At 69.9% G+C, this 21,323-nt stretch carries 29 protein-coding genes and 1 tRNA gene; 17 read left to right on the top strand and 13 right to left on the bottom strand.

The genetic code is table 11. The features are described from left to right. Positions 1-107: 107 nt before the first annotated feature. From ACWDXC_RS26375 to ACWDXC_RS26360, 4 genes are read right to left on the bottom strand one after another with little or no spacing between them, the layout of a single operon-like run. Positions 108-821: a M15 family metallopeptidase gene (locus ACWDXC_RS26375; protein ID WP_449986245.1), complete on the bottom strand. Its 714-nt coding sequence runs from the start codon at positions 819-821 to the stop codon at positions 108-110. Positions 822-850: 29 nt separating this feature from the next. Next, on the bottom strand, positions 851-1,105 hold the full coding sequence (locus ACWDXC_RS26370) for a hypothetical protein (protein WP_357591222.1): 255 nt from the start codon (positions 1,103-1,105) through the stop codon (positions 851-853). Further along, positions 1,102-1,518: a hypothetical protein gene (locus ACWDXC_RS26365; protein ID WP_449986243.1), complete on the bottom strand. Its 417-nt coding sequence runs from the start codon at positions 1,516-1,518 to the stop codon at positions 1,102-1,104. Before ACWDXC_RS26365 ends, ACWDXC_RS26370 begins: the two co-directional genes overlap by 4 nt. After that, the gene (locus ACWDXC_RS26360) at positions 1,515-3,251 is read right to left on the bottom strand and encodes an MDR family MFS transporter (RefSeq protein WP_449986241.1); all 1,737 of its coding nucleotides are present in this window, start codon (positions 3,249-3,251) and stop codon (positions 1,515-1,517) included. The genes ACWDXC_RS26365 and ACWDXC_RS26360 overlap by 4 nt, the downstream gene beginning before the upstream one ends. 268 nt (positions 3,252-3,519) lie before the next feature. Between ACWDXC_RS26360 and ACWDXC_RS26355 the strand changes: the two genes are divergently transcribed. The 6 genes from ACWDXC_RS26355 (at position 3,520) to ACWDXC_RS26330 (ending at position 7,740) form a co-directional block, all read left to right on the top strand. Beyond that, the gene (locus ACWDXC_RS26355; RefSeq protein ID WP_449986239.1) at positions 3,520-4,650 is read left to right on the top strand and encodes a S1 family peptidase; all 1,131 of its coding nucleotides are present in this window, start codon (positions 3,520-3,522) and stop codon (positions 4,648-4,650) included. Between the two features lie 102 nt (positions 4,651-4,752). Further along, the gene (locus ACWDXC_RS26350) at positions 4,753-5,130 is read left to right on the top strand and encodes a VOC family protein (protein WP_449986237.1); all 378 of its coding nucleotides are present in this window, start codon (positions 4,753-4,755) and stop codon (positions 5,128-5,130) included. Continuing rightward, positions 5,130-5,498, top strand: coding sequence for a VOC family protein (locus ACWDXC_RS26345; RefSeq protein ID WP_449986235.1), 369 nt, complete (start codon positions 5,130-5,132; stop codon positions 5,496-5,498). Before ACWDXC_RS26350 ends, ACWDXC_RS26345 begins: the two co-directional genes overlap by 1 nt. Before the next feature lie 33 nt (positions 5,499-5,531). Beyond that, on the top strand, positions 5,532-5,969 hold the full coding sequence (locus tag ACWDXC_RS26340) for a GNAT family N-acetyltransferase (RefSeq protein WP_449986234.1): 438 nt from the start codon (positions 5,532-5,534) through the stop codon (positions 5,967-5,969). Positions 5,970-5,989: 20 nt separating this feature from the next. Further along, positions 5,990-7,093 (top strand): MacS family sensor histidine kinase, encoded by a 1,104-nt coding sequence (gene macS, locus ACWDXC_RS26335; protein WP_449986233.1) that lies wholly within the window; start codon positions 5,990-5,992, stop codon positions 7,091-7,093. Beyond that, the gene (locus ACWDXC_RS26330) at positions 7,090-7,740 is read left to right on the top strand and encodes a response regulator transcription factor (protein WP_357591229.1); all 651 of its coding nucleotides are present in this window, start codon (positions 7,090-7,092) and stop codon (positions 7,738-7,740) included. Before macS ends, ACWDXC_RS26330 begins: the two co-directional genes overlap by 4 nt. A 3-nt stretch (positions 7,741-7,743) precedes the next feature. Here the strand turns inward: ACWDXC_RS26330 and ACWDXC_RS26325 are convergent, their stop codons facing one another. From ACWDXC_RS26325 to ACWDXC_RS26315, 3 genes are all read right to left on the bottom strand, one after another. Further along, positions 7,744-8,034 carry a YiaA/YiaB family inner membrane protein gene (locus tag ACWDXC_RS26325; RefSeq protein ID WP_219498689.1) on the bottom strand — a complete coding sequence of 97 codons (291 nt, stop codon included), beginning with the start codon at positions 8,032-8,034 and terminating at the stop codon, positions 7,744-7,746. A gap of 67 nt (positions 8,035-8,101) precedes the next feature. Then, the gene (locus ACWDXC_RS26320; protein ID WP_449986232.1) at positions 8,102-8,512 is read right to left on the bottom strand and encodes a TIGR03668 family PPOX class F420-dependent oxidoreductase; all 411 of its coding nucleotides are present in this window, start codon (positions 8,510-8,512) and stop codon (positions 8,102-8,104) included. 13 nt (positions 8,513-8,525) lie between these two features. Continuing rightward, positions 8,526-8,753 (bottom strand): hypothetical protein, encoded by a 228-nt coding sequence (locus ACWDXC_RS26315; protein WP_219498691.1) that lies wholly within the window; start codon positions 8,751-8,753, stop codon positions 8,526-8,528. Positions 8,754-9,120: 367 nt separating this feature from the next. Here ACWDXC_RS26315 and ACWDXC_RS26310 point away from each other — a divergent pair, with 367 nt between their 5' ends. The 5 genes from ACWDXC_RS26310 (at position 9,121) to ACWDXC_RS26290 (ending at position 11,905) form a co-directional block, all read left to right on the top strand. Further along, positions 9,121-9,702: a YdeI/OmpD-associated family protein gene (locus ACWDXC_RS26310; protein WP_219498699.1), complete on the top strand. Its 582-nt coding sequence runs from the start codon at positions 9,121-9,123 to the stop codon at positions 9,700-9,702. A gap of 117 nt (positions 9,703-9,819) precedes the next feature. Then, positions 9,820-10,308 (top strand): hypothetical protein, encoded by a 489-nt coding sequence (locus ACWDXC_RS26305; protein WP_364168290.1) that lies wholly within the window; start codon positions 9,820-9,822, stop codon positions 10,306-10,308. A gap of 13 nt (positions 10,309-10,321) precedes the next feature. Continuing rightward, entirely contained in the window at positions 10,322-11,212 is an 891-nt protein-coding gene (locus tag ACWDXC_RS26300; protein WP_449986231.1) for a hypothetical protein, read from the top strand. 5 nt (positions 11,213-11,217) lie between these two features. Next, positions 11,218-11,595, top strand: a complete 378-nt coding sequence (locus ACWDXC_RS26295) for a YbaB/EbfC family nucleoid-associated protein (RefSeq protein WP_449986230.1) — start codon at positions 11,218-11,220, stop codon at positions 11,593-11,595. A 4-nt stretch (positions 11,596-11,599) separates the two neighbouring features. Continuing rightward, positions 11,600-11,905: a YbaB/EbfC family nucleoid-associated protein gene (locus ACWDXC_RS26290; protein WP_449986229.1), complete on the top strand. Its 306-nt coding sequence runs from the start codon at positions 11,600-11,602 to the stop codon at positions 11,903-11,905. 31 nt (positions 11,906-11,936) lie between these two features. On the opposite strand, the gene ACWDXC_RS26285 is transcribed toward ACWDXC_RS26290, so the two are convergent. After that, positions 11,937-13,076, bottom strand: a complete 1,140-nt coding sequence (locus ACWDXC_RS26285; protein ID WP_449986228.1) for a glycosyltransferase family 4 protein — start codon at positions 13,074-13,076, stop codon at positions 11,937-11,939. A gap of 30 nt (positions 13,077-13,106) precedes the next feature. Continuing rightward, positions 13,107-13,709: a hypothetical protein gene (locus ACWDXC_RS26280; protein ID WP_449986227.1), complete on the bottom strand. Its 603-nt coding sequence runs from the start codon at positions 13,707-13,709 to the stop codon at positions 13,107-13,109. An 87-nt stretch (positions 13,710-13,796) separates the two neighbouring features. Here ACWDXC_RS26280 and ACWDXC_RS26275 point away from each other — a divergent pair, with 87 nt between their 5' ends. From ACWDXC_RS26275 to ACWDXC_RS26265, 3 genes are all read left to right on the top strand, one after another. Then, entirely contained in the window at positions 13,797-14,399 is a 603-nt protein-coding gene (locus tag ACWDXC_RS26275) for a hypothetical protein (RefSeq protein WP_449986226.1), read from the top strand. Between the two features lie 39 nt (positions 14,400-14,438). Next, a complete protein-coding gene (locus ACWDXC_RS26270; RefSeq protein WP_449986225.1) occupies positions 14,439-14,984 on the top strand; it encodes an SMI1/KNR4 family protein in 546 nt (181 codons plus the stop codon). Positions 14,985-15,098: 114 nt separating this feature from the next. Continuing rightward, positions 15,099-16,121 carry a DUF418 domain-containing protein gene (locus tag ACWDXC_RS26265; RefSeq protein WP_449986224.1) on the top strand — a complete coding sequence of 341 codons (1,023 nt, stop codon included), beginning with the start codon at positions 15,099-15,101 and terminating at the stop codon, positions 16,119-16,121. 42 nt (positions 16,122-16,163) lie between these two features. Here ACWDXC_RS26265 and ACWDXC_RS26260 read toward each other — a convergent pair. Both ACWDXC_RS26260 and ACWDXC_RS26255 read right to left on the bottom strand, forming a co-directional pair. Then, positions 16,164-16,252 (bottom strand) — tRNA-Ser (locus ACWDXC_RS26260). A gap of 208 nt (positions 16,253-16,460) precedes the next feature. Next, positions 16,461-17,030, bottom strand: a complete 570-nt coding sequence (locus ACWDXC_RS26255; RefSeq protein ID WP_449986223.1) for a YceI family protein — start codon at positions 17,028-17,030, stop codon at positions 16,461-16,463. 95 nt (positions 17,031-17,125) lie between these two features. On the opposite strand from ACWDXC_RS26255, the gene ACWDXC_RS26250 reads away from it, so the two are divergent. Beyond that, positions 17,126-17,608: a MarR family winged helix-turn-helix transcriptional regulator gene (locus ACWDXC_RS26250; RefSeq protein ID WP_449986222.1), complete on the top strand. Its 483-nt coding sequence runs from the start codon at positions 17,126-17,128 to the stop codon at positions 17,606-17,608. Here ACWDXC_RS26250 and ACWDXC_RS26245 read toward each other — a convergent pair. Next, entirely contained in the window at positions 17,577-18,065 is a 489-nt protein-coding gene (locus ACWDXC_RS26245; RefSeq protein ID WP_449986221.1) for a SigE family RNA polymerase sigma factor, read from the bottom strand. The genes ACWDXC_RS26250 and ACWDXC_RS26245 overlap by 32 nt on opposite strands. 218 nt (positions 18,066-18,283) lie before the next feature. Here ACWDXC_RS26245 and ACWDXC_RS26240 point away from each other — a divergent pair, with 218 nt between their 5' ends. Further along, the gene (locus ACWDXC_RS26240) at positions 18,284-19,231 is read left to right on the top strand and encodes a hypothetical protein (protein WP_449986220.1); all 948 of its coding nucleotides are present in this window, start codon (positions 18,284-18,286) and stop codon (positions 19,229-19,231) included. A gap of 5 nt (positions 19,232-19,236) precedes the next feature. Then, the gene (locus ACWDXC_RS26235) at positions 19,237-20,022 is read left to right on the top strand and encodes a MauE/DoxX family redox-associated membrane protein (protein ID WP_449986219.1); all 786 of its coding nucleotides are present in this window, start codon (positions 19,237-19,239) and stop codon (positions 20,020-20,022) included. Positions 20,023-20,113: 91 nt separating this feature from the next. Here the strand turns inward: ACWDXC_RS26235 and ACWDXC_RS26230 are convergent, their stop codons facing one another. Continuing rightward, entirely contained in the window at positions 20,114-21,295 is a 1,182-nt protein-coding gene (locus tag ACWDXC_RS26230) for an ATP-binding protein (RefSeq protein ID WP_219498763.1), read from the bottom strand. Positions 21,296-21,323: the final 28 nt, after the last annotated feature.

Raw genomic sequence — 21,323 nt, 5'->3', positions numbered from 1 at the left:
AATTGTCGCAGCCTTCGCTTGAGATGACGTGGTGGTCATCATCCTACGTACCTTCTGACCTGGGGTAACCCTGGGCGCACCCTGAGTGACGGGCGCCGGGCTCGGACTCAGCCGCCGCCCTTGCTGAAGTGCTGGTAGTCCTTGGTGCCGGACCAGTCGCCGCCCCACTCCCAGCCGACGGCCGCGAAGGCCCGTACGACCTTGTCGCCGGGGTTGATGACGCCCTTGCCCTTCATCGGGCGTTCGGTGTACTTCTCGGCGTTCGGGTGGGCGGTGTCGCCGCCGGCGGTGACGTACGGGTTCTCGCGCGGGTTGAGGTCGATGGCCTCGCCGTAGGCGTGGTTGGACCAGCTCCCGGACCCGGTGGCGCGGCGGCAGTTGAAGGCCGAGGTGTTGTCGGCGTCGATGGAGTCGTAGTCGTCGCCCCGGTAGACGTCGACGAGCTCCATCCGCCGGATCGGCCACCGCCAGTCGTACAGCTTGCGGAAGACGGTGACGACGTCGTCGGTGACGGTCTTCCTCACGACGAGCTCGCCGGTGTGCGGTTTGTCGTCGAAGCCCCAGTAGGACATCGTGATCAGCCGCAGGTCTCGGTAGTGGACCGGGCAGCCGGGGCGCCACGAGTGCCGCAGGCGGTCACGGCTGATGGTGCTGACCTCGGCCTTGAACTCGGGCGGCTCGGTGGCGGTCGGCGTCGGGGTGGCGGGCGTCCGCGTCGTGGGTGCGGCCGGCGGGCTGGGCGCGGAGGACGCGACCGGCGCCTGCCCGCCGCACGCGACGGACGCGAGCATCACGAACGTCATGGCGGCAGCACGCTTCATCTGGCCACCATATGCGACGTCGTGCCAGGTCAGGGTGTACGGTCGCCGGTCGGCGAGCCGACGTGCCGCCCCCGGGTGAGCTCGCGCAGGGCGTCGGCCGCGTACACGACCAGGGCGAGGAACGAGACGCCGGCGAGCCCGCCGCCGATCCACAGGTCGTTGACGGTGGCGTCGGTGTAGGCGGCGCCGGCGGGCTGGTAGCCGATCGCGAACGGCGCGGCCACCAGCCAGAGGCCGGTCAGGAACAGCAGGACGAGGGCGGAGACGCCCAGTTTGGCCTTCATCGGTTCTCCTCGGCGGCGACCAGGGTGACCGAGCCGTTCTGGCGGTTCGGGCGGGCGGTGTGGTTCAGGTCCTCGCGCAGCGCCTCGACGAGCGGCGCGAGCAGGGCGGCGAGCTCCGCGGATGAGGTCTGCGGCGCCGCCGGGGCGGGCTCGGGCTCCGGCTCGGCCTTGCGCTCGCGTACGGTCACGAGGCCGCGTGCGACGAGGTCCTCGTGGATGGCGGCGGCGAAGGCGGCGGCGCCGGCGAGCCCGATGACGGCCACGCCGAGGCCGGTGAAGAACTCGGCGGTGGTCGGATCGGTCCAGTCGGCGTTCGCCGGCTGGGTGCCCAGGGCGAACGGGGCGAGCATCAGCCAGAGGCCGGCCAGGGCCGCCAGGACGGCCGTGACGGCGCCGATGAACTTGCGAATCATTGCGGGATCCCTCCAGTGACGAGGTCTTTGCGCGGCGGCGCGGCCTGCGCGATCAGCGCGCGCGAGGTGGGGCGCAGCACGTTCTGCGCCACCGACCTGGCGCGTTCCGGCTCGGACCGGTCGTCGGGCGGGGCCATCCGGGCGACCGCGGTGAGCAGGGCGGACGGCCGCCCGTTGGTACGCTCCACCCGCTGGGCGACGAGCTCCAGCAGCAGCCCGGCCAGGACCAGGTCGTCCTTGCCGAGCGGCGGGGCGGCGGGCTCGGGCGGAGCCGCGGAGCCGCGCAGCGGCAGCTCCTTGAGCAGGAGCGTGGCGACGAAGCCGAGCAGCGCGATGGGCACGCCGACGATGAACACGGTCTCCAGGCCGCGCGTGAACGCCTCCAGGATGATGTGCTTGATCGGCTCGGGCAGATGCTGGATCTGGTCGGGGCTGCCGAGCGAGGCGGTGTCGGCGCTGGGCTTCATGCCCGCGGCGCGCAGCATGTCGGCCATCTCGCTGTTGAGGCGGTTGGTGAGGATGGCGCCGAACGCGGCCACGCCGACGGCGCCGCCGAGAGAGCGGAAGAACGACACGCCGGACGTGGTCGCGGCCATGTCGCGCAGCTCGGAGCCGTTCTGCGCGGCCAGGATCAGCATCTGCATGGACAGCCCGAGCCCGAGGCCCAGCACGGCCACGTCGAAGCCGATGAGCCATTCGCCGGAGTCGACGTGCAGCCGCGACAGCAGGAACAGCCCGACGGCCACGATGAGCAGGCCGGCGACGGGGAAGACCTTCCACCTGCCGGTCCGGGTGACGATCTTGCCGGAGACCACGCCGGACACGAACAGCGCGAACACCATCGGCAGCGTCATGAGCCCGGACGCGGTCGGCGACATGCCCTTGACGATCTGCAGGTACTGCGGCAGGTAGATCATCGCGCCGAACATCGCCATGCCGACGAACAGCGAGGCGAGGCTGGTCAGCACGAACGTGCGGTTGCGGAAGAGGCGGGGCGGCAGGATCGGGTTGCCGTGGGTGCGCTCGGCGACCACGGCCAGGGCCAGCATGAGCAGGCTGAGCGCGCCGAGGAAGTAGGTCCAGGGCGAGTTCCACGCGAACTGGTTGCCGCCGAAGGTCAGCAGCAGCATCAGCGCGCTCGCGCTGGCCGTGATGGTGGTGGCGCCCCAGATGTCGATCGTGGTGTCACGCTTGACCGACGGCAGCTTGAGCACCTTCTGGATCACGAAGAAGGACACCAGCGCGAACGGCACGACCACGTAGAAGCACCAGCGCCAGCCGAGCCAGTCGGCGTCGACGATGAACCCGCCGAGCAGCGGCCCGGCGACGGTGGAGATGCCGAAGACGGCGCCCATGTAGCCGGAGTAGCGGCCGCGCTCGCGCGGCGAGACGATGTCGCCCAGGATGACCTGTGACAGGGCGGACAGGCCGCCGACGCCCAGTCCCTGCACGGCGCGGGCGGCGATGAGCTGGCCCATGTCCTGTGACAGGCCGGCGACGAGCGACGCCGCGACGAACAGCCCGAGGGCGGTCTGGAAGAGCAGCTTGCGGCCGAACAGGTCCGACAGCTTGCCCCACAACGGCGTCGACACCGTCATCGTCAGCATGGTCGCCGACGCCACCCACGAGTACTGGTCCTGTCCGCCGAGTTCCCCCACGATCGTCGGCAGCGCGGTGCCCACCACGGAGGTCGAGATCATCGAGGTGAGCATGGCGAGCATGAGCCCCGACATGACCTCGAGAATCTCGCGGTGGGTGTAGTGCCGTCCCGCGGGGGTCGCGGTCTGTGTCCGGGCTACCAAGACACCACTTCCCCTCTTAAGTCCGCATTGGAGTATACGCCCGTTTACTAGCCGCTCGGCAAGTGGATATATTCCCGAGCATGGAAGATTCCGGTCTGTGACCGCAAGGGGCCCCATAACTCCGTAATACGGGTCGTTTGGTACGTGGCGGCCGACATACGCAGCGGTAACTTGACAGCACCCCCATCAAGGAGTGCACATGTTCGGTAAACGCTGTGCGCTGGCAGGAACCGCCCTCCTGGCTGCCTGCCTGGCCACCCCATTCACCCCCGCGCTGGCCGCCGAACCGGTCCCCCAAGCGGCACCAGCGGACACCCCGCCGGCCGTCATCGACGCACTCGAGCGTGACCTCGGCCTCACCGAGCAGCAGGTCGTCACCCGTCTCGCCAACGAACAGCGAGCCGCCGCGGTCGAAGCCACGCTGACCGCCTCGTTAGGCGACTCGTACGGCGGCGCCTGGCTGAACGCCGACGCCTCCAAGCTCATGGTCGCCACCACCGACGCGGCCGAGAAGCCGGCCATCGAGGCCAAGGGCGCCGAACCCGTCGTGGTGACCCGCACGCTGGCCCAGCTCGACGGCGTCAAGGCGAAGATCGACCAGGCCCCCCGCAAGGCCCGATCCGGCGCCTCCCTCTGGTACGTCGACGTGACGACCAACAGCGTCGTCATCGTCGCCGGGCAGCAGCAGGCCGCCGAGGCCCTGGCCGCCGCCGCGGGCGTCGACCGCAGCGCGGTCCAGCTCACCGTCAGCACCGAGAGCCCGCAGCTCTACCAGGACATCGTCGGCGGCGACCCCTACTACATCGGCGGCAGCCGGTGCAGCATCGGCTTCTCCGTCACCCGCGGCTCCACCCCCGGCTTCGTCACCGCGGGCCACTGCGGCCGCACCGGCGCCCGGACCACCAGCCCGTCGGGCACCTTCCAGGGCTCCTCCTTCCCGGGCAACGACTACGCCTGGGTCGCCACGCCCGGCCACAACGCCACTCCGTACGTCCGCGGCGCCGGCGGCTCGCTCGTCGCCGTCCGCGGCTCCACGCAGGCGCCCGTGGGCTCGTCCATCTGCCGCTCCGGCTCCACCACCGGCTGGCGCTGCGGCACCATCCAGCAGCACAACGCCAGCGTCACCTACCCGCAGGGCACGGTCAGCGGCCTGACCCGCACCAGCGCGTGCGCCCAGCCGGGTGACTCCGGCGGTCCGTTCATCTCGAACGGCCAGGCCCAGGGCGTCACCTCGGGCGGCTCCGGCAACTGCAGCACCGGCGGGACCACGTACCACCAGCCGGTCAACGAGATCCTCAGCAGGTACGGGCTGACGCTCAGGACGATCTGACCCGGTCGGAGCCCGGCGGCGAGCCGCCGGGCTCCGATGAGTTTCGGCGGGCAGCCTGGTCTTCATGGGTGACAGCGACATCGACCCGCAAGGAGAGAGACCATGAAGCGGCCCGCACTTGACGGCATGCTCCTGGCCAGCGCCGATCCGCGCAGGCTCGCCACCTGGTACGAGACGGTCCTCGACGCCACCGAGACCGCCGACGTCAACGGCTACCGGGTGCTCACGTACGGGAGTTTCCACCTCCTCATCGACCACCGGACGGACATCTCGGACAAGAACCCCGAGCCCGGCAGGATGATCCTCAACTTCGACGTCGACGACGCCCGCGCCGTGGCGAAGCGGATGGAGAGCACCGGCGCCGCCTGGCTGGCCGAGCTGGAGGACCGCGACGGCAGCCTGTTCGCCACGGCCATCGACCCGGACGGCAACTACGTCCAGATCATCCAGCTCAGCGACGAGCACAGGGCGGCGATGTGATGTTCGGCACGACCAAGGCTTTCAGCGGCTTCTCCGTCGACGACATCGCCAGGGCCAAGGAGTTCTACGGCCGGACGCTCGGCATCAGGGTGTCGGAGGAGCACGGCATGCTCACCCTGCACATCGCGGGCGACCGCGACATCCTGGTCTACCCGAAGGAGGATCACGTGCCGGCCACGTACACGATCCTCAACTTCCCGGTCGACGACATCGAGCAGGCGGTGGACGAGCTGGTCCGCCGAGGGGTGCGGTTCGAGCGCTACCCGCACATGAAGACCGACGAGCGCGGGATCTTCCGGGGCGGCGGCCCGCTCATCGCCTGGTTCACCGACCCGGCGGGCAACGTGCTGTCCGTGCTGCAGGAGTAGTTCTGTCGGTGACCGCTGGCACACTCGGGCGGCATGGACGTGCGTTTGCGAGATGTCATCGAGGCCGACCTCGGCACCTTCCACCAGCAGGAGTGCGACCCGGAGGCGGCCTCCCGGGCCCGCTGGCGGCCCCGGGAGCGCGCGGCCTTCATGGCCCACTGGAAGGCCGACGTCCTCGGCGACCCCGGCTGCCTCGTCCAGGCGGTGACCGTCGACGGCGCGCTCGCGGGCAACGTGGTGGCCTGGTGGCACGGCGAGCGGCGGTTCATCGGCTACTGGCTCGGCCGCGAGTTCTGGGGCAGGGGCGTCGGCACGCTGGCCCTGACCCGCTTCCTGGAGCTGGAGCGGGAGCGGCCGCTGCACGCCGACCCGCACGAGGGCAACGCCGGGTCCGTCCGGCTGCTGGAGCGGTGCGGCTTCCGGCGGACCGGCACCGACCCCGACGGCCACGTCATGCTGGTGCTGAGCTGACCCGCCTATAGTCGGGCCACATGGGGATCGAGGGGTCGTTCTGGCGGGCCATCGCGGTCTATCGCTTCGCCTCCCTGGGCTACGCCGCGCTGCTGCTGGCCAGTGCCGGCGGCTACGCGCGGCCCGTCGCCGGGTGGCTCGTCCTCGGCGTGATGGCCGGGTGGACCGTGGCCACCACCATCGCCTACGCGACCTCGCGCAGCCGTGCCCTCCTGGTGATCGACGTCCTCGTCACGCTCGGCTGCATGGCCGCCTCGCCGTACGTCCAGGGGGCCGACGCCGGGCCTGGGGTGATGCCCGTCACGGCGACCTGGGTCGGCGGCCCGGTGCTCGCCTGGGCGGTCCACGGCGGGCGGCGCGCGGGCGCCGTCGCGGCGATCGTGCTGTCGCTCGCCGACCTGTGGCTGCGCGGCCCGCACGGCTTCGACCTCTCCGTCCCGGTCAACGGCGCGGTGCTGCTTATCCTGGCCGGCACCGTCGTCGGCCACGTGGCCAGGCTCACCAAGCAGGCGGAGGAGCGGCTGCAACGGGCCGTCGAGCGGGAGGCCGCCGTGCGCGAGCGCGAGCGGATCGCGCGCGGCATCCACGACTCGGTGCTGCAGGTGCTGGCGCTGGTGCAGCGGCGCGGCCTGGAGATCGGCGGGGAGGCCGCCGAGCTCGGCCGGCTCGCCGGTGAGCAGGAGGCGGCCGTGCGCGAGCTGATCCGCAGCGGCCCCGCCACCGCCGAGGGCGACGCCGGCCTGGTCGACGTGGGCGCCCGCTTACGCCGCTTCACCACGCCCACCGTCACCGTCTCGGCCCCGGCCACCCCGCTGCCACTGCCCGCCGCCCGCGCCCGCGAGGTCGAGGCGGCCGTCGGCGCGGCGCTCGACAACGTGCGCTGGCACTGCGGAGAGGACGCCCGCGCCTGGGTCTTCGCCGAGGACGACGCCGGATCGATCACCATCACCGTGCGCGACGAGGGCCCCGGCATCCCCGCAGGCCGCCTCGCCGAAGCCGAGGCCGAGGGCAGGCTCGGCATCGCACAGTCGATCCGCGGCCGGATCGCCGGCCTCGGCGGCACCGTCACCATCGCCTCCGTGCCCGGCCAGGGCACCGAGGTCGAGATTACAGTGACCAGATGACCAGTGCCCTGCGCGTGATGGTGGTGGACGACCACCCGATGTGGCGCGACGCCGTCGCCCGCGACCTGGAGAACGCCGCCTACGAGGTCGTGGCGACCGTCGGCGAGGGCCGCCAGGCGCTGCGCGTCGCCGGCGCCATCCGGCCCGACGTGGTCATCCTCGACCTGCAACTGCCCGACCTGCCCGGCGTCGAGGTCGCCCGCGGGCTGGCCGCCACCGAACAGCCGCCCCGCGTCCTGGTCCTGTCGGCCAGCGGCGAGCACGAGGACGTGCTGGAGGCGGTCAAGGCCGGAGCCTCCGGCTACCTGGTCAAGTCGGCGAGCCGGGAGGAGTTCCTCGACGCCGTCCGCCGCACCGCCGAAGGCGAACCCGTCTTCACCCCCGGCCTGGCCGGGCTCGTGCTCGGCGAATACCGCCGCCTCGCCACCCAGCGCCCCGCCACCGACGGGCCCAGCCTCACCGACCGCGAGACCGAGGTGCTGCGCCTGGTCGCCAAGGGCCTGTCCTACAAGCAGATCGCCGAACGCCTCGTGCTCAGCCACCGCACCGTGCAGAACCACGTACAGAACACCCTGAACAAGCTGCAACTCCACAACCGCGTCGAGCTCGTCCGCTACGCCATCGAACGCGGGCTCGACCAGGCCTGACGGTCAAAGACTGTCGACCTTGTACGGGTCGTGCTCGGTGAGTAGCTTGTCCAGGCGCGCCTGGTCGACCCGGCTGGACATGTGGGCGACCTCCTGCCGGTCACGGATGACCTTGGCCAGGCCGAACGCGGACGTCACCGTATACAGCACCGCGATCGCCAGGAACGCCCGCACCCAGGGGTCGATCGGCAGGAAGACGATGCCGAGCGCCGTGCTGCCGAGCGCCACGGCGAACGAGATGACACTCTGCGCGTAGTAGGCGGCGGTCATGGTGGGCTGGACTGGTTTGGTCATGCCCCCAGAATCCGCCACCGGGCAGGCGAGCACATGAGTACGCGTACCTGAGTACGTGCCGCCGTTCTCAGTGGCGCCAGCCGGACCAGCGGGTCACGGCCACGACGATCACCGGACCCTCCGGGCGGCGGCCCGCGTACTGGTCGTACTTGGCCACCAGCGCGTCGAGCGCCTCGGCGCGCTCGGTCTCGTCGGCGATCCGCGCGCTGCCGTCGGCACGCGCCCACCACAGGCGCGTCCAGTCGTCCTCGTAATGGTCGACGAGCAGCGAAACGTATGGATTCGCGCGGATGTCGCGCAGCCGCCTCAGGTCAGCGGTGCGCTTCGGCTTGTGGTCGACAGCCGTCACGACCCGGTCGCCGAGCACGGCGAACGTCACGGGCACCACACGCGGCATCCCGTCGGAACCGGCGGTGCCCAGCCGGGCGACCCGCGCGGCCCCGAACAGCCGGCGCGCCGTCCCGGCATCCAGTCGCACCGCCTGAGCGGTCCTACAGCTTGTACAGCTTGTGGAAAGGTGTCGTGATCCGCTCCTGCCGTGACCCGAAGTCGACGACGACGGCGATCTCGTCTTCCACTCCGATGACGACACCCAGGCCGAAACGGTCATGGGTGACCCGGTCGTTCAGGCTGAGCTGCTCGACCGGTGGAGCGGGAGGCGGGGGTTTGAAGGGACTGGTAGGCAGGTGGCGGCGGGGCGCGCCGCTAGCTGGCTTCACCCCTCCAGTATGTGCCGCCCAGGCCACTACCCGCGACCGGGGGTAGGTTACTTGTCCGTGGTGAACACTGTTCGCACCAGGCTGGAGAAGGCATGTGGGGCCGAATCCCCCTATGTCGCAGGCGTGAGAGCCCGCTCCGGCCGGTCCGGCCAGATCCGCTGAACACCGGGCGCCACCGTCATCCCGAACCGGTCCTGGCCCGGCACGCATGAAGAATCGCCCCCAGTTCCGGATATTTCGGGAATCGCGGACTACCGTATGGAGAGCGGCTTTCTAGCAGGAAGTACGCACGTCAAGGTGCCTTACGTACGCCCGGGTGCGACGATCGAGCCGGGACCGACCCCGTTCGAAGGAGCGCGTCAAAGCAGTGACGGACAAGCAAGATCTCCCCATCCTCGCCTTCGCCTCCCAGGCCGAGTTCGAGAAGTGGCTCGATGCCGAGCACGCCGTCTCGCCCGGCCTCTGGCTGAAGATCGCCAAGAAGGACTCCGGCATCCCGTCCGTCACGTACGCCGAGGCGCTGGACGTGGCGCTCTGCTTTGGCTGGATCGACGGGCAGAAGGTGAAGTTCGACGCCGAGCACTGGCTGCAGCGGTTCACCCCGCGCAAGCCGAGGAGCCGGTGGTCGAAGGTCAACTGCGGCAAGGTCGAACGGCTCATCGCCGCCGGGGCGATGCGCCCGGCCGGCCTCGCGCAGGTCGAGAAGGCGAAGGCCGACGGCCGGTGGGAGGCGGCCTACGAATCGTCGAGCACGGCGACCGTGCCCGATGACCTTCAGGCGGCGCTCGACGCCGACCCCGTGGCGGCGGAGTTCTTCGCCACGCTCGACAGGGCCAACCGTTACGCGATCCTCTACCGCGTCGGCGACGCCAAGCGGCCCGCGACGCGGGCGGCGCGGATCGAGAAGTTCGTCGCGATGCTGAGGGAGCACCAGAAGATCTACCCGTGAGCCTCCGGGCGTGCCGAGGGACGGGTAAATGTCGCAATGGTGACGAACGGCTGAACATTGGCTTCAGCGGCCCCGAATCACCCCACGGCCTTGATCCAAATTGGTAAAAACGAGGCCGTGTCGACCGATGACCCGTCCTCCCAGGCCGGCACGGTGCCGCCGCCGCTGGTGAGCCCGTGCCCGCACACTCCCGCGTGCCCGCCACCGGTCTGCCTCCCGCCCACCGTGCGCGCGCAGTCGGCGCAGACCGTCCAGGCGTCGTCCGCGCCGCCGCCGTCCGTCGCCGACCCCGGAGGCGGCACCCCCTCGGGCGGCTACGAGGTCGACGCCTGGTACGTGCGCAAGTTCGCCGGAACGATGGGCGACTCGGCCATCGGCGTCGACAGCGTCAAGCAGTGGACGCCCCGCTTCGAAGGCTGGCACCTGGCCCCGATGGCCGGCATCCCGATCGTCGGGCTGATGTTCGTCAACCGGCTCAACACCATCGCCGACACCTGGCGGGACAGCGCCGGCATCCTCACCGACGTGCTGCGCACCGACAGCGGCAAGATCTCCACCGCCGCCGCGAACTACGTCGCCGCCCAGAAGGCCAGCACCATCAAGTAGGAGGAACCCCGCGATGACCACCCCATCCGGCGAACCGCCGAAACTGATCGTGCCGGGTCAGACCACGCCTCCTGCCGGCGGCCAGCAACTGCACGTCGCCAACGCCCGGGGCGCCGTGCAGCGCACCATCACCGTCTCGCCGCCGCAGCCGCGCACCGACCCCGGCTTCTACCGGCGGCTGATCTCGCAGCTCAACCCCCTGCGCCAAACCACCCGGAGCGCCATGGTCATCTCCGGCCTCGGCGTCGCGGCACTCGCGCTGGACGTGGCGGCCACCCTCAACATGGGCAACCCGTTCCTGTTCTACGACCGGCGCGAACAGTGGAAGGACATGGCCGGGCAGCTCGAAGGCAGCCGCTCCGACCTGTGGCGGTCGTTCTTCGACGACATCGCGCCCAACTGGAAGGGCCGCGCGGTCGAAACCCTGCAGCAGTACGTGCGATTCAACGTCAACGGCCTCTACAGCCAGCTCGGCAAGATCTCCGGCGAGATGAGCAGCACCATGCACAGCCAGTTCAAGGAGGTGCTGGAGTACGACCTGTCGGTGTTCAGCCTGTACGCCTCCTCCGCGCCCGTGCTGCGCACCATCGCCTCGCTCAGCGCCCACCCGGTCGGCAAGGTCGCGCTGTGGACCCAGGTGGGCGTGTTCATGAGCATGGCGGGGAACATGGTCAAGCAGTTCGCCGACGTGTACAACTCGTACGAAGGTGATCTCAACAAGCTCGAACTCAAGCTCAACGAGCTGCGAGGCGCCTTCTACAAGAGCGGCAACCCCGACATGGGGGCGCGCGACCTCAACCTCACGCCCGCGATCGCCGACCCCTTCCGGCTGAAGGAATACTGGGTCCCGGCCTCCCAGCCGCAACAGCCCCAGCCGCCCAAGCAGCCGCAGGCCACGACATGAGGCACGTGGAATCGTTCGCAGAAGGGCGGCCCGACAACCTCTCCGGGCTGCTGCGCGAGGCCGAGAGCTGGGCCGGCGCGCTGTCCGGGGCGATGAGCGACCTGCAGCAGGAACGCCTGGAAGGCACGGACCCGAGCGGGGCCGTACGCGCCGTGGTGTCCGGCGGCGGACGCCTGCGCGCCCTGACCATCGACCCGCGCCTCTCCCGCGACCTGGACCACCTGCAGCTCGCCCAGGCCGTACTGGACGCGATCGCCGCCGCCCACGCCACGATGGGGGAGCGGCTGGAGGAGGTCATCGAGGGCCTGAGCGTCCCGGGCGCCGCCGGCAGCGCGGCCGACCCGCTGGAGGGCTACATCCGCAACGTGCTGAAGGGGGAGTGAACGCATGCAGGACGCGAACGCGCGCCTGGAGGAGCTGATCGCCGCCGCCGCACGGGCGGAGGCGCGGGTGGACGAGTGGAGCGCCGCCGAGTTCACCGGCCGGGCCGACGACGGCGGCATCGTCGCCGTCACCGACGCCCTCGGCGCCCTCACCCGCCTGGACATCTCCCCACGCACCAGACGACGCCTGGACGCCACCAACCTCGCCGCCGCCATCCTGCAGGCCATCACCACGGCGGAGGAAGCAGCCACCGCCTCCAGGGACGCCCTGCTCACCGACCTGCACCCAGGACCCCGCAAGAAGCCCTGAGGCTCATTCCGCCTCGACCACGAGCTGGGGCCTATGGGCGCGTTGTGCCCCTGTGTTCCCGTGCAGTTGCGGAATCACTTGCAGCGCGGAGGCGAGGGTGAAGGGTGAGCGCCAGGACCAGCAGCGCGAACACTACTGCGACCAGGAGAACGACCAGCGGAACACCACCCAGGGCGAGGGCCACCACGCCGAACGTGAAGATGCCGGCCCAGGCGTAGAGAATGAGCACCGTCCGGGTGTGGGAGTGTCCGCTGTCCAGGATGACGTGGTGAAGGTGCCCCCGATCCGGGGCGAACGGGGATTTCCCATGGGACGTCCTGCGTACGACGGCGCTCAAAAGGTCTATGAGCGGCACGGCGATCAGCGCGACGGGCAGGATGAGCGGAATGGCCATCGGAAAGCGGTTCACCTCGGCAACCGCGTCCGGCGCGATATCCGATGTCACCAGCACCATGGAGGTCGCGAGCACCAGCCCCAGAAGCATGGAGCCTGTGTCGCCCATGAAAATTCGCGCGGGGTGAAAGTTGTGCGGCAGGAACCCTAGGCAGACGCCGATCAGAATGGCGGACATGATGGCGGTCACCTGAATGCGGTCGCCGCTCAGATGCTGGGAAAGCATGATCGAATAAAGCCATACCCCTGCCGCGGCTATGGTTGTTATGCCTGCGGCCAGGCCGTCGAGCCCGTCGACGAAGTTCAGCGAATTGATGATGGCCACCACGATGCCGATGGTGACTATCGTGCTCAGCGTGCTGTCGAGTATGTACGTCGCCCCGTTGGGAAGCGGTATCCACGGTAGCCTGATCCCGAAGAAGGACAGCACTCCACCTGCGGCGATCTGCCCGCAGAGCTTCGTGAGCGAGCCGAGACCCAGCCAGTCGTCAAGAAAGCCGAGAGCCACGATGACGACGCAGGAAATGATCAGCCCGTAAAGGAAATCGCTGTCCGCGAGCTTGGCGCCCGACTTGTCGAGCTGCGCGGCGATCAGAAGGGTCGTCACCAAACCCGCGCACATGGCCAGCCCGCCCAGCCGGGGCGTCGGGGTGGCATGCACGTCGCGCTCTCTGACCTCGGGCATCGCGCCTATGGAGACGGCGAATCTGCGAACGAGCGGCACGAGGATGTACGTCGCCACCGCTGCCGTGAGAACGAGGTACAGATATTCGCGCACGCCGTGCAGTGTTTCACGCCGGTCGCCTCCTCAGTCGAGCTGCGGGCGTTGGCCGGAGGGGTCCCATTCGATGGTGACGAGTTCGCCATATTGCTTGGCCATCCGGCGGCGTAAGCCCTGATCGAAGGCGTTGGTCTGGAGGATGATCCGGTTGAGCTCCGGCCTGATTCCCATGCCCCACACTTCAGGCTCGTCGATCGGTCCGCGTTCCGACTCCATCAACGCGGTGAGTTCCGCCTGGCTGTTCTCCGCCGGCCGGACCTGGGGCACGATCACGTACGGGACGGGTTTCCCGTCCGACCGGCTCACCCCGGAGATCGGCGGCGAGGCCAGCGCGCGTCCTCGCGTGGTGACGTAGGGGGCGACCAGCCGGTACGGCTCGTACAGGATGTACGGCGGAGCCAGATCGTGCGGGTGGAGCTCGGCCCGTCGCAGGGCGGCTTGCTGGGCGTCCTGGAAGGGCTCGATGCCCTCATGCGACCGGAGCAGCACGGGTGAAACCGGTTGGTAGTAGACCTCGGCTGCGTCGCTCGTCGCGGGCTGCACGATCACCCGCCACTCGCCGGGCAGGAACTCGGGCGCCGCCGTGACGGCGTACACAGCGAACAGCGCCAAGATCGCCTTCAGTCGCATGCGCGCCGAGTGTAGGCCCGCCCTCACTCGGAAATGGCTCTCCGGTGCCCTGACATAGTGGATCCTCAGGCTCTTACGCTGCGCCTCATGGACAACGGCGAAACACATCTCCGGCTGGCGGACATCACTGCGGCGCTGGACACGGTGCTCACCACCATGCGCGCTGCAGGCGCCGACATCACCTACCGCCTCGGGGGCACGAGCGCGGCACTCCTTCAGGGGGTTCGTCTTCCTGTCGGTGACATCGACCTTCTGGTGGCGCGGCGGGAGGACGTCGACACGTTCGGCGCCGCGCTCGCCTCGTTTCCCTGCCTTTACGCTGCCTCGTGGATCGCGGAATCCTCGCAATACTTCGCCAGGTACGAGGTGCACGGGGTCAAGGTGGAGATGAGCACCGTTGAGAAACCGTTCGACTCCGACGGGATGGAATGCATAGGGCGCGGCCCGTGGCAGCACTACGTATGGGTCGCATGCGGCTCGCACCGGGTTCCCGCGGTTCGGCTGGAGCTACGGCTGGCGACGGAGCTCGTACGGGACAGAGCCGACCGGTACGAGCCCCTTCTCCGCCACCTGAGCGCGCACGGGTGTGATGTGGACCTGCTGGATCGGGCCATGAGGGACCAGGGGCTGTCAGCGGAACGCCGGCGCTTCGCCTGGGATCGTTTCCACCGCTCTGCTCCCTCCGCCTGACAGCCGAAAATGTCGGGGCCGGATGGCAGCATCATCGCCGTGACGAACCTGGACGATCTTCTTCAGCGGGTGCGGGCGAAGGCGTACGCGACCGCGGAGCAGCAGCTACCTTCCCCTGCCACGGCCGAGGAGGTGGCGCAGGCGGAGAGCGTTCTGGGGTTCAGCCTTCCTCCTCTGCTCGTCCGGCTCTACCGCGAGGTGGCCAACGGCGGCTTCGGCCCCGACTACCAGCTCCTTCCGCTCGTGGGCGAAGGCCGTACCGCAGTCAGTGTCTACCGCGAGGAACGCGCCGACTCTGAGGACGGGACCCCGCACTGGCCTGCGGACGTCCTGCCGGTCCTCGACTGGGGGTGCGGCATGTTCGCCGCCGTGGACTGCCGCAGCGCCGAGGGCGCCGTGCTGCTCTTCGAGCCGAACGGCGTCGACGACGAGTGGTCCCAGGCGTGGTACGTCGACGCCGAAGGGCTGGCCGGCTGGCTGGAGACGTGGCTTTCGGGGACGGGCTGGTACGAGGAGGACGCCGGCGAAGACGGCGGGATGCGGCCGTGGGAGGCGGCCCGGCAACGCCTTTCAGCGAGCGGCTGACCTGGCCGGCGCTGCCTCGTCCTCATCGAACCGGCCGAAAGGAGGATCCCGGGCCCACCGGACCCTGCTTTGGACCGGTGCCGTCCCCCGGGAGGCCGTACAGGATGAGGCCCCATGCCACGCGAAGACCTCCCCGAGGCCCCGTCCAGCCACCGCCTCCCGTCCCTGGGGCGGCCCCGGATCATCGCGCTCGACGTGCTGCGCGGGTTCGCGCTGTGCGAGATCCTGCTCGCCAACATCCAACTCATAGCCACCGGCGCCTCCGCCGTCGTGGTGCAGCCCATGGGCGACTGGGACCCCTGGCTGGGGTTGCCGATCTTCTCGCTGCTGTTCGGCATCGGGTTCGCGCTGCTGCTGAACTCCGCCGCGAACCGCGCCCTCCGCCCCCGCCTGGTCCTGCTGCGCCGGCTGCTGGCGTTGCTCGCGATCGGTCTCGTACACATGCTGCTCTGGCCGGGCGAGATCCTCACCATCTACGCCATCGTCGGCATGCTGGTGCTGCTGCCCTCGACCTGGCTGCCGCGGTGGGTCCTGGCCGGCCTCGCCGCCGCGCTAATCCCGGCAGCGATGATCTTCGGCATGGGCGGGCCCCTGCTGATCGCCGGGCTGTTCGTGCTGGGCTCGGCCCTGGTCCGTTACGGGGTGATCGAGCGAATCGAGCAGTCCACCCGAGGGCCGCTCCTGCTGGGCCTCCTCTTCGCTGCGGCACTGGCTGCCGCCCTGTGGGCGAAGGCCGACCTGCGGGCCGTGGGCGCCACGACGCACCTGCCCTCCGTGACGAGCCTCGCCGACCTGCTGCTCGTCGGCGTGTACGTGTGCGGCCTGCTGCTCCTGCTCCGAACGCCGCTGCGACCGGTGCTGCAGTTCGTCTTCGCGCCACTGGGCCGGATGGCGCTGACCAACTACCTGACCGCCACACTCCTCGTACTGGCGGCCAGTCGTGTCCTCGGCCTGCCGATCGGCCGGTCCTTGGAGACGGCGTACTGGACCGCCGGGGCCATCCTCCTGACCCAGTGGCTGTTCAGCGCCCTCTGGCTACGCCACTACCGCCAGGGGCCCCTGGAGTGGCTCTGGCGCTGGGCCACCTGGCTGCACCGCCCGGAGCCAACCGCAACCCGGACTGCAGCCCACAAATGAAAAAGGCCCTTCCCCCACGATCGGGGAAGGGCCTTCAACCTGCGGAGGATCGGGGATTTGAACCCCGGATGGTGTTGCCACCAAACCGCATTAGCAGTGCGGCGCCATAGACCTGACTAGGCGAATCCTCCTGGTAGCCACGTTGGCTCAGGACAGCGTACCGGCCTTCTGGCAGTGCGGCAAAGCGGTTCCCGTCACGCGTCCCGACGCGGCCGCCTCGCCGCTGTCCAATCAGTGTCCAACGAGTTGTCCACACCCTGTGGGTAACCGGCTGTGGACAAAGCCCGCTCCTGGTCAGGAGCGGGCTCTGGGCTGTGGATAACCCCCGCTGTGGACAACCTAGGCGGCAGCCGCCGGGTTGGCCTCGCCCTCGATCTCGACCTTGATCTTCTTGCCGACCAGGACGCCGCCCGTCTCCAGGGCCTGGTTCCAGGTGAGGCCGAAGTCCTCGCGGTCGAACTCGGTGTTGATGGAGAAGCCCCAGACGGCCTGGCCCCACGGGTTGGTGCCGGCGCCGCCGTACTCGACCGTGAGCTCGACCTCCTTGGTGACCTCGCGGATCGTGAGGTCGCCGACGACGGTGAACTCGTCGCCCGAGTGGTCGGTGACGCGGGTGCTCTTGAAGGTGATCTCCGGGAACTTGTCCACGGCGAGGAAGTCGTCGCTGCGCAGGTGGCCGTCGCGGTCGGCCACGCCGGTGGAGATGCTCTCGGTCTTGATCGTGAGCTCGGCGGACGAGTCCAGCGGGTTCTCGGCGACCGTGACGGAGCCGGAGAAGTTGGAGAAGCTGCCGCGTACCTTGCTGACCATCATGTGCTTGACGACGAAGCCGATGGTGGTGTGGGCGACGTCGAGCGTGTAGGTGCCGGCGGCGGGGACGGTCAGGCCGTTCCAGGTGCGGGTGCTCATGGGGTTCCCTCCGATGGAGCTTGTTGTGCGGACGTTTGCGCCAACAAATTTCTACACGAGGAATATTCCGCGCGTCAACCAACGTCCGTTAGGGTATGAGCGTGACGAACATTGACGACCCCAGGCTGACGGCCATGGGCCTGCTGGCGGAGGTGCATGCCGGGCTGACGGCCAGGATGCAGCCGGTGTTCAGCGCGGCCGGGCTGTCGGACGTCGACTTCGAGACCCTGGTCAGGCTGGGGCGTTCGCCGCGTCAGCAGCTCCGGATGACCGATCTGGCCGCGCAGACCGGCCTGTCCACGAGTGGCGTGACCCGCGTGATCGACCGTTTGGAACGTGACGGCCTGGTCTCCCGCGAGGCGTGCGCCACCGATCGGCGCGCCTCCTACGCCACGCTCACCGGGCCCGGCCGCGACAAACTGGAAGAGGTGCTGCCCCGCCACCTGGAGGACATCGACGAGTGCCTGACCGGCCTGCTGAGCTCCGCCGAGCTGGAGACGTTCCTGGCCACGCTGCGCAAGATCCGGCAGGTCGTACGGCCCTGCGCTACGGCCGGGGCAGACCCAGTTCACTCCTGAGCTTGGCCATGCCCCGCGACACCGTGCTCTTCACCGTGCCGACGCTGATCCCCAGCGCGCTGGCGATCTCCGGCTCGGTCATGTCCTCGTAGTAGCGCAGCACGATGGCCGCCCGCATCCGCTCGGGCAGCTTCTGCAGGGCCAGTTCGAGCCGCTCGTGCACGTCGCCGCAGGCTTCTACCGGCGTAACCACCTCGGGCAACTCGTCGGACGGGTACTCTTCCAGCTTGCGCCGTCGCCACTGGGAGATGTTGATGTTGACCATCGCCCGACGCACGTACCCGTCGAGCGCCCCCCGGTCCTGGATGCGGTCCCATGCGAGGTATGTCTTGGTCAGTGCGCTCTGCAGGAGATCCTCCGCATCCAGAGGGTGTCCGGTCAGCTGCTTGGCGGCACGCAGCAGCGCAGGGCCGCGCGTCATCACGTACTCGCGGAACTCCTCGTCGAATCTCTGCATCCCGGCCAGAATCCCAGCCCGAGGCCGCATTCAGGCAGAACCGCAATTCAGGATTCGGCCCGCCGTGGATAAAGGTCAGTCAAGGTCGGTGGCAGTTTGTATGACGCCGGATGTCATCTCCTTCCCCGGGGGATGCGTATTTTGCTCCCGTGTGCGGTGGAAGGCCCTGGCCCAGCCGCATGCGTGTGACTCTGGTACCCGGGACGAGGGAGGGGCGGATGGGCTTTCCTGATGTTGAGCGTCGCCGGGTGCTGGCAGCGGCGGCGCTGGGGCGCGAGGCGACGACGCCGGGCCCGGGGCCGGAGGGCGGCGAGCCCCTGCGCGCGGTCACCGGCGAGATCCTCGACGTGAGCCCGCACATGATCGCCGTCGAGACCCCGGACGGGAGGCAGGAGCGCCTGGTCATCGCGCCGTGGGCGACCGCGTGGCACGGCGGCGACGTCGCCCCGGCCGACCTTCCGGTACGGGCCACCGTGCTGATGAGGGCGTTGCGCGAAGGCAAGGTCGTCGAGCGGATCTGGGCCGACACCGTACGCCTGACCGGCACCATCGTGTCGATCGAAGGCCGCAAGGACATCACTGTGGAGCTCGACTGCGGCCCGCACCGGGGCCGCCGCACGATCGTGATCCCCTACCGCGCCACGGGCCGGCTGCGGGTGCGCCACCCCCAGTTCGAGCCCGGTTACCTGTTCGACGCGATCGGGGTCAGGAAGGACGGCGCCACGCTGGCGCTGCTGCCCGCCACGTCGCAGCCCGCCTACCCGGCGCGGGCCGTGCCGCCGCCACCGCCGTCCTACGCCGGCGCCCAGGCGCGCATCGCGGGCACCATCACCTGGTCCGACGTGTTCGACGGCGAGGAGCGCGGCGCCGCGTACCCGATGGTGGAACGCTCGGACGCGGGCTGCCCCGACGCGGGCGTGTCGTGCGCGGCGCTGCCGTACCTGGCGATCGGCTCGCTGCTGCAGATCCAGAACGTGTGCGCGAACCGGTCGGCGGTCGTGCCGATCGTCGCGTGCGGGTGCGTGGCCGGGCGCTTCTGCGACCGGTGTGTCGAGTGCGGCACCTCGCCACGCGGCCGGATCACCGAGCTCTCCCCGGCCAGCTACGTGGAGCTGGGCGGGGACCTGGTGAACGGGTGTTTCAACGCGCAGATCGGATTGGGGTGACACACGTGCTGGCTTCACAGGTGCCTGTCCTGATCGTCCTGCTCGTCCTGGGGACGGTGGCCAAGTTCTCCGTCGTCCGGTCGGGCCGGGAGCCGGGGGAGCTGGCCCGGCTGGGCCCGGCGGTCCTGATGCCGGGCCGGTTCCAGCAACCGGCCCTGCTGCTGTGCGGCGTCGTCGAGCTGGTGCTCGCCGCCGGGCTGCTGGTCTCGGCGCACCCGCTGTTCCGGTGGGGGACGGTCACGTTCTTCGCGCTGTCCACGTATGTGCTGCTGGAGCTGCGCAGGCGCCGGCCGGATGCCGGCTGCGGCTGCTTCGGCGAGGTGAGCTCGGCGCCGGTCGGGCTGCGGTCGATCGGCCGGACCGTGGTGCTGACCGGGATGGCGCTCATGGCGGTGTGGGCCGGGACGCCGGGCTGGACGGCGTTCGCCGAGCCGTCCTGGGGGTTCACGCTGGCCGGGGCGGCGGTGCTGGCGGTGCTGTCGCCGGAGATCGACGAGCTGGTCGACCGGGCCCGGCACCGGGCCCCGTGCGAGCAGCGGCGCGGCCCGCAGGAGGGGGTGTCGCTGGCGCGGCTCAAGTCGAGCGGCACGTGGCGGGCCCACGCGGCGCAACTGGCGACCACCGAGCCCTATGACAGCTGGCGGGAGCTGTGCTGGCGCTTCTTCGCCTTCCAGAACCACGAGCGGGACGACGTGGTCTTCGCCGTGCACCTGGCGGGGCGGCGGCCCGCGGTGCGGGTCGCGGTGGTGAGTGCGGAGTCTCTGCCGGAATATACGACCGTATCGGCCTGACGGTAGACAGCCTTATAGAGCGCTCGATTGAACTCTATTGGGCTGTCTAGCTTCCCCACTAGACAGCCCAATAGAGGGCTAGGGGCGGTGCTCACACCGGTTGGGCACGCAGGAACCTCCCGAAATGCGGCACCGTGAACGCGATCAGGCCGCGCTCGGCACTGTAAATCAGGCCCTTCTTGATGAGGCTGTCGCGGGCAGGGGAGAGGCTGGAGGGCTTGCGGCCCAGCGCCTCGGCGACCTCGGCGGTGGGCACCGGCTCGTCGCCGATCTCCGCCATGGCGTGCATGTAGTCGCGCTCGGCGGGGGTGGCGCGCTCGTAGCGGCTGCCGAAGAAGCCCACGGCCAGCTCCTCCTCCGCCTCCGGGGCCGACACCTTGACGTCGTCGAGCGTGATCGGGCTGCGCAGCGCCAGGTCCCAGGCCACCTTGCCGTAGGCCTGGACGAAGTAGGGGTAGCCGTCGGCCGCCTCGTAGAGGGCGTCGAGCGCCTCCTGGGTGAACTCGACCTGCTCCTCGCGCGCGGGCAGGATGAGCGCCAGGTCGGCGGCCTCCCGGTCGAGCTTGTCGATGCGCGCGTAGCGGAACAGCCGCTCGCTGTAGCTCTTGCTGGCCGACAGGACGCTCGGCAGGTGCGGCAGCCCGGCCCCGACCACGATGAGCGGGCCGCCGGACTGCGACAGCTCGTGGCAGGCGGCGCAGAGCGCCGAGACGTCGGCGGCCTGCACGTCCTGCATCTCGTCGATGAACAGGGCGATGCCGACGCCCAGGTCGGTGGCCACGCCGGCGGCGTCGACGAACAGCTCGGTCAGGTCGATCTCCAGGTCGCCGGAGTCGGCCCGGCCCCGGCTGGCCGGCACCTCGATGCCGGGCGACCAGTGCGAGGTGCCCTTGGCGGCGGCCGGGTCGCGCATCGCGAACGCCTTGAGCACGCCCAGGAACTCCTCGATGCGCTCGGGCGCGCGGTGGCGCGGGGCCAGCTCGCGGATCGCCATGTGCAGGGCGGCGGCGACGGGACGGCGGATCGACTGGTCGGGGCGGGCCTCGATCTTGCCCGTGCCCCACAGCCGCTGCATCGCCATGGACTTGAAGGTGTTGAGGAGCACGGTCTTGCCGACGCCGCGCAGGCCGGTGACGACCATGCTGCGCTCGGGACGGCCGCGGGCCACCCGCTCCAGCACGACCTCGAACTGCTGCAGCTCACGGTCGCGCCCGGCGAGCTCCGGCGGACGCTGTCCGGCTCCGGGGGCGTAGGGGTTGCGCACAGGGTCCACGCTCTCGGACTCTATTGCCGGATATAGC

The sequence above is a fragment of the Nonomuraea sp. NPDC003214 genome (assembly GCF_053590035.1).
This window is presented reverse-complemented; position numbering and strand designations above follow the sequence as displayed.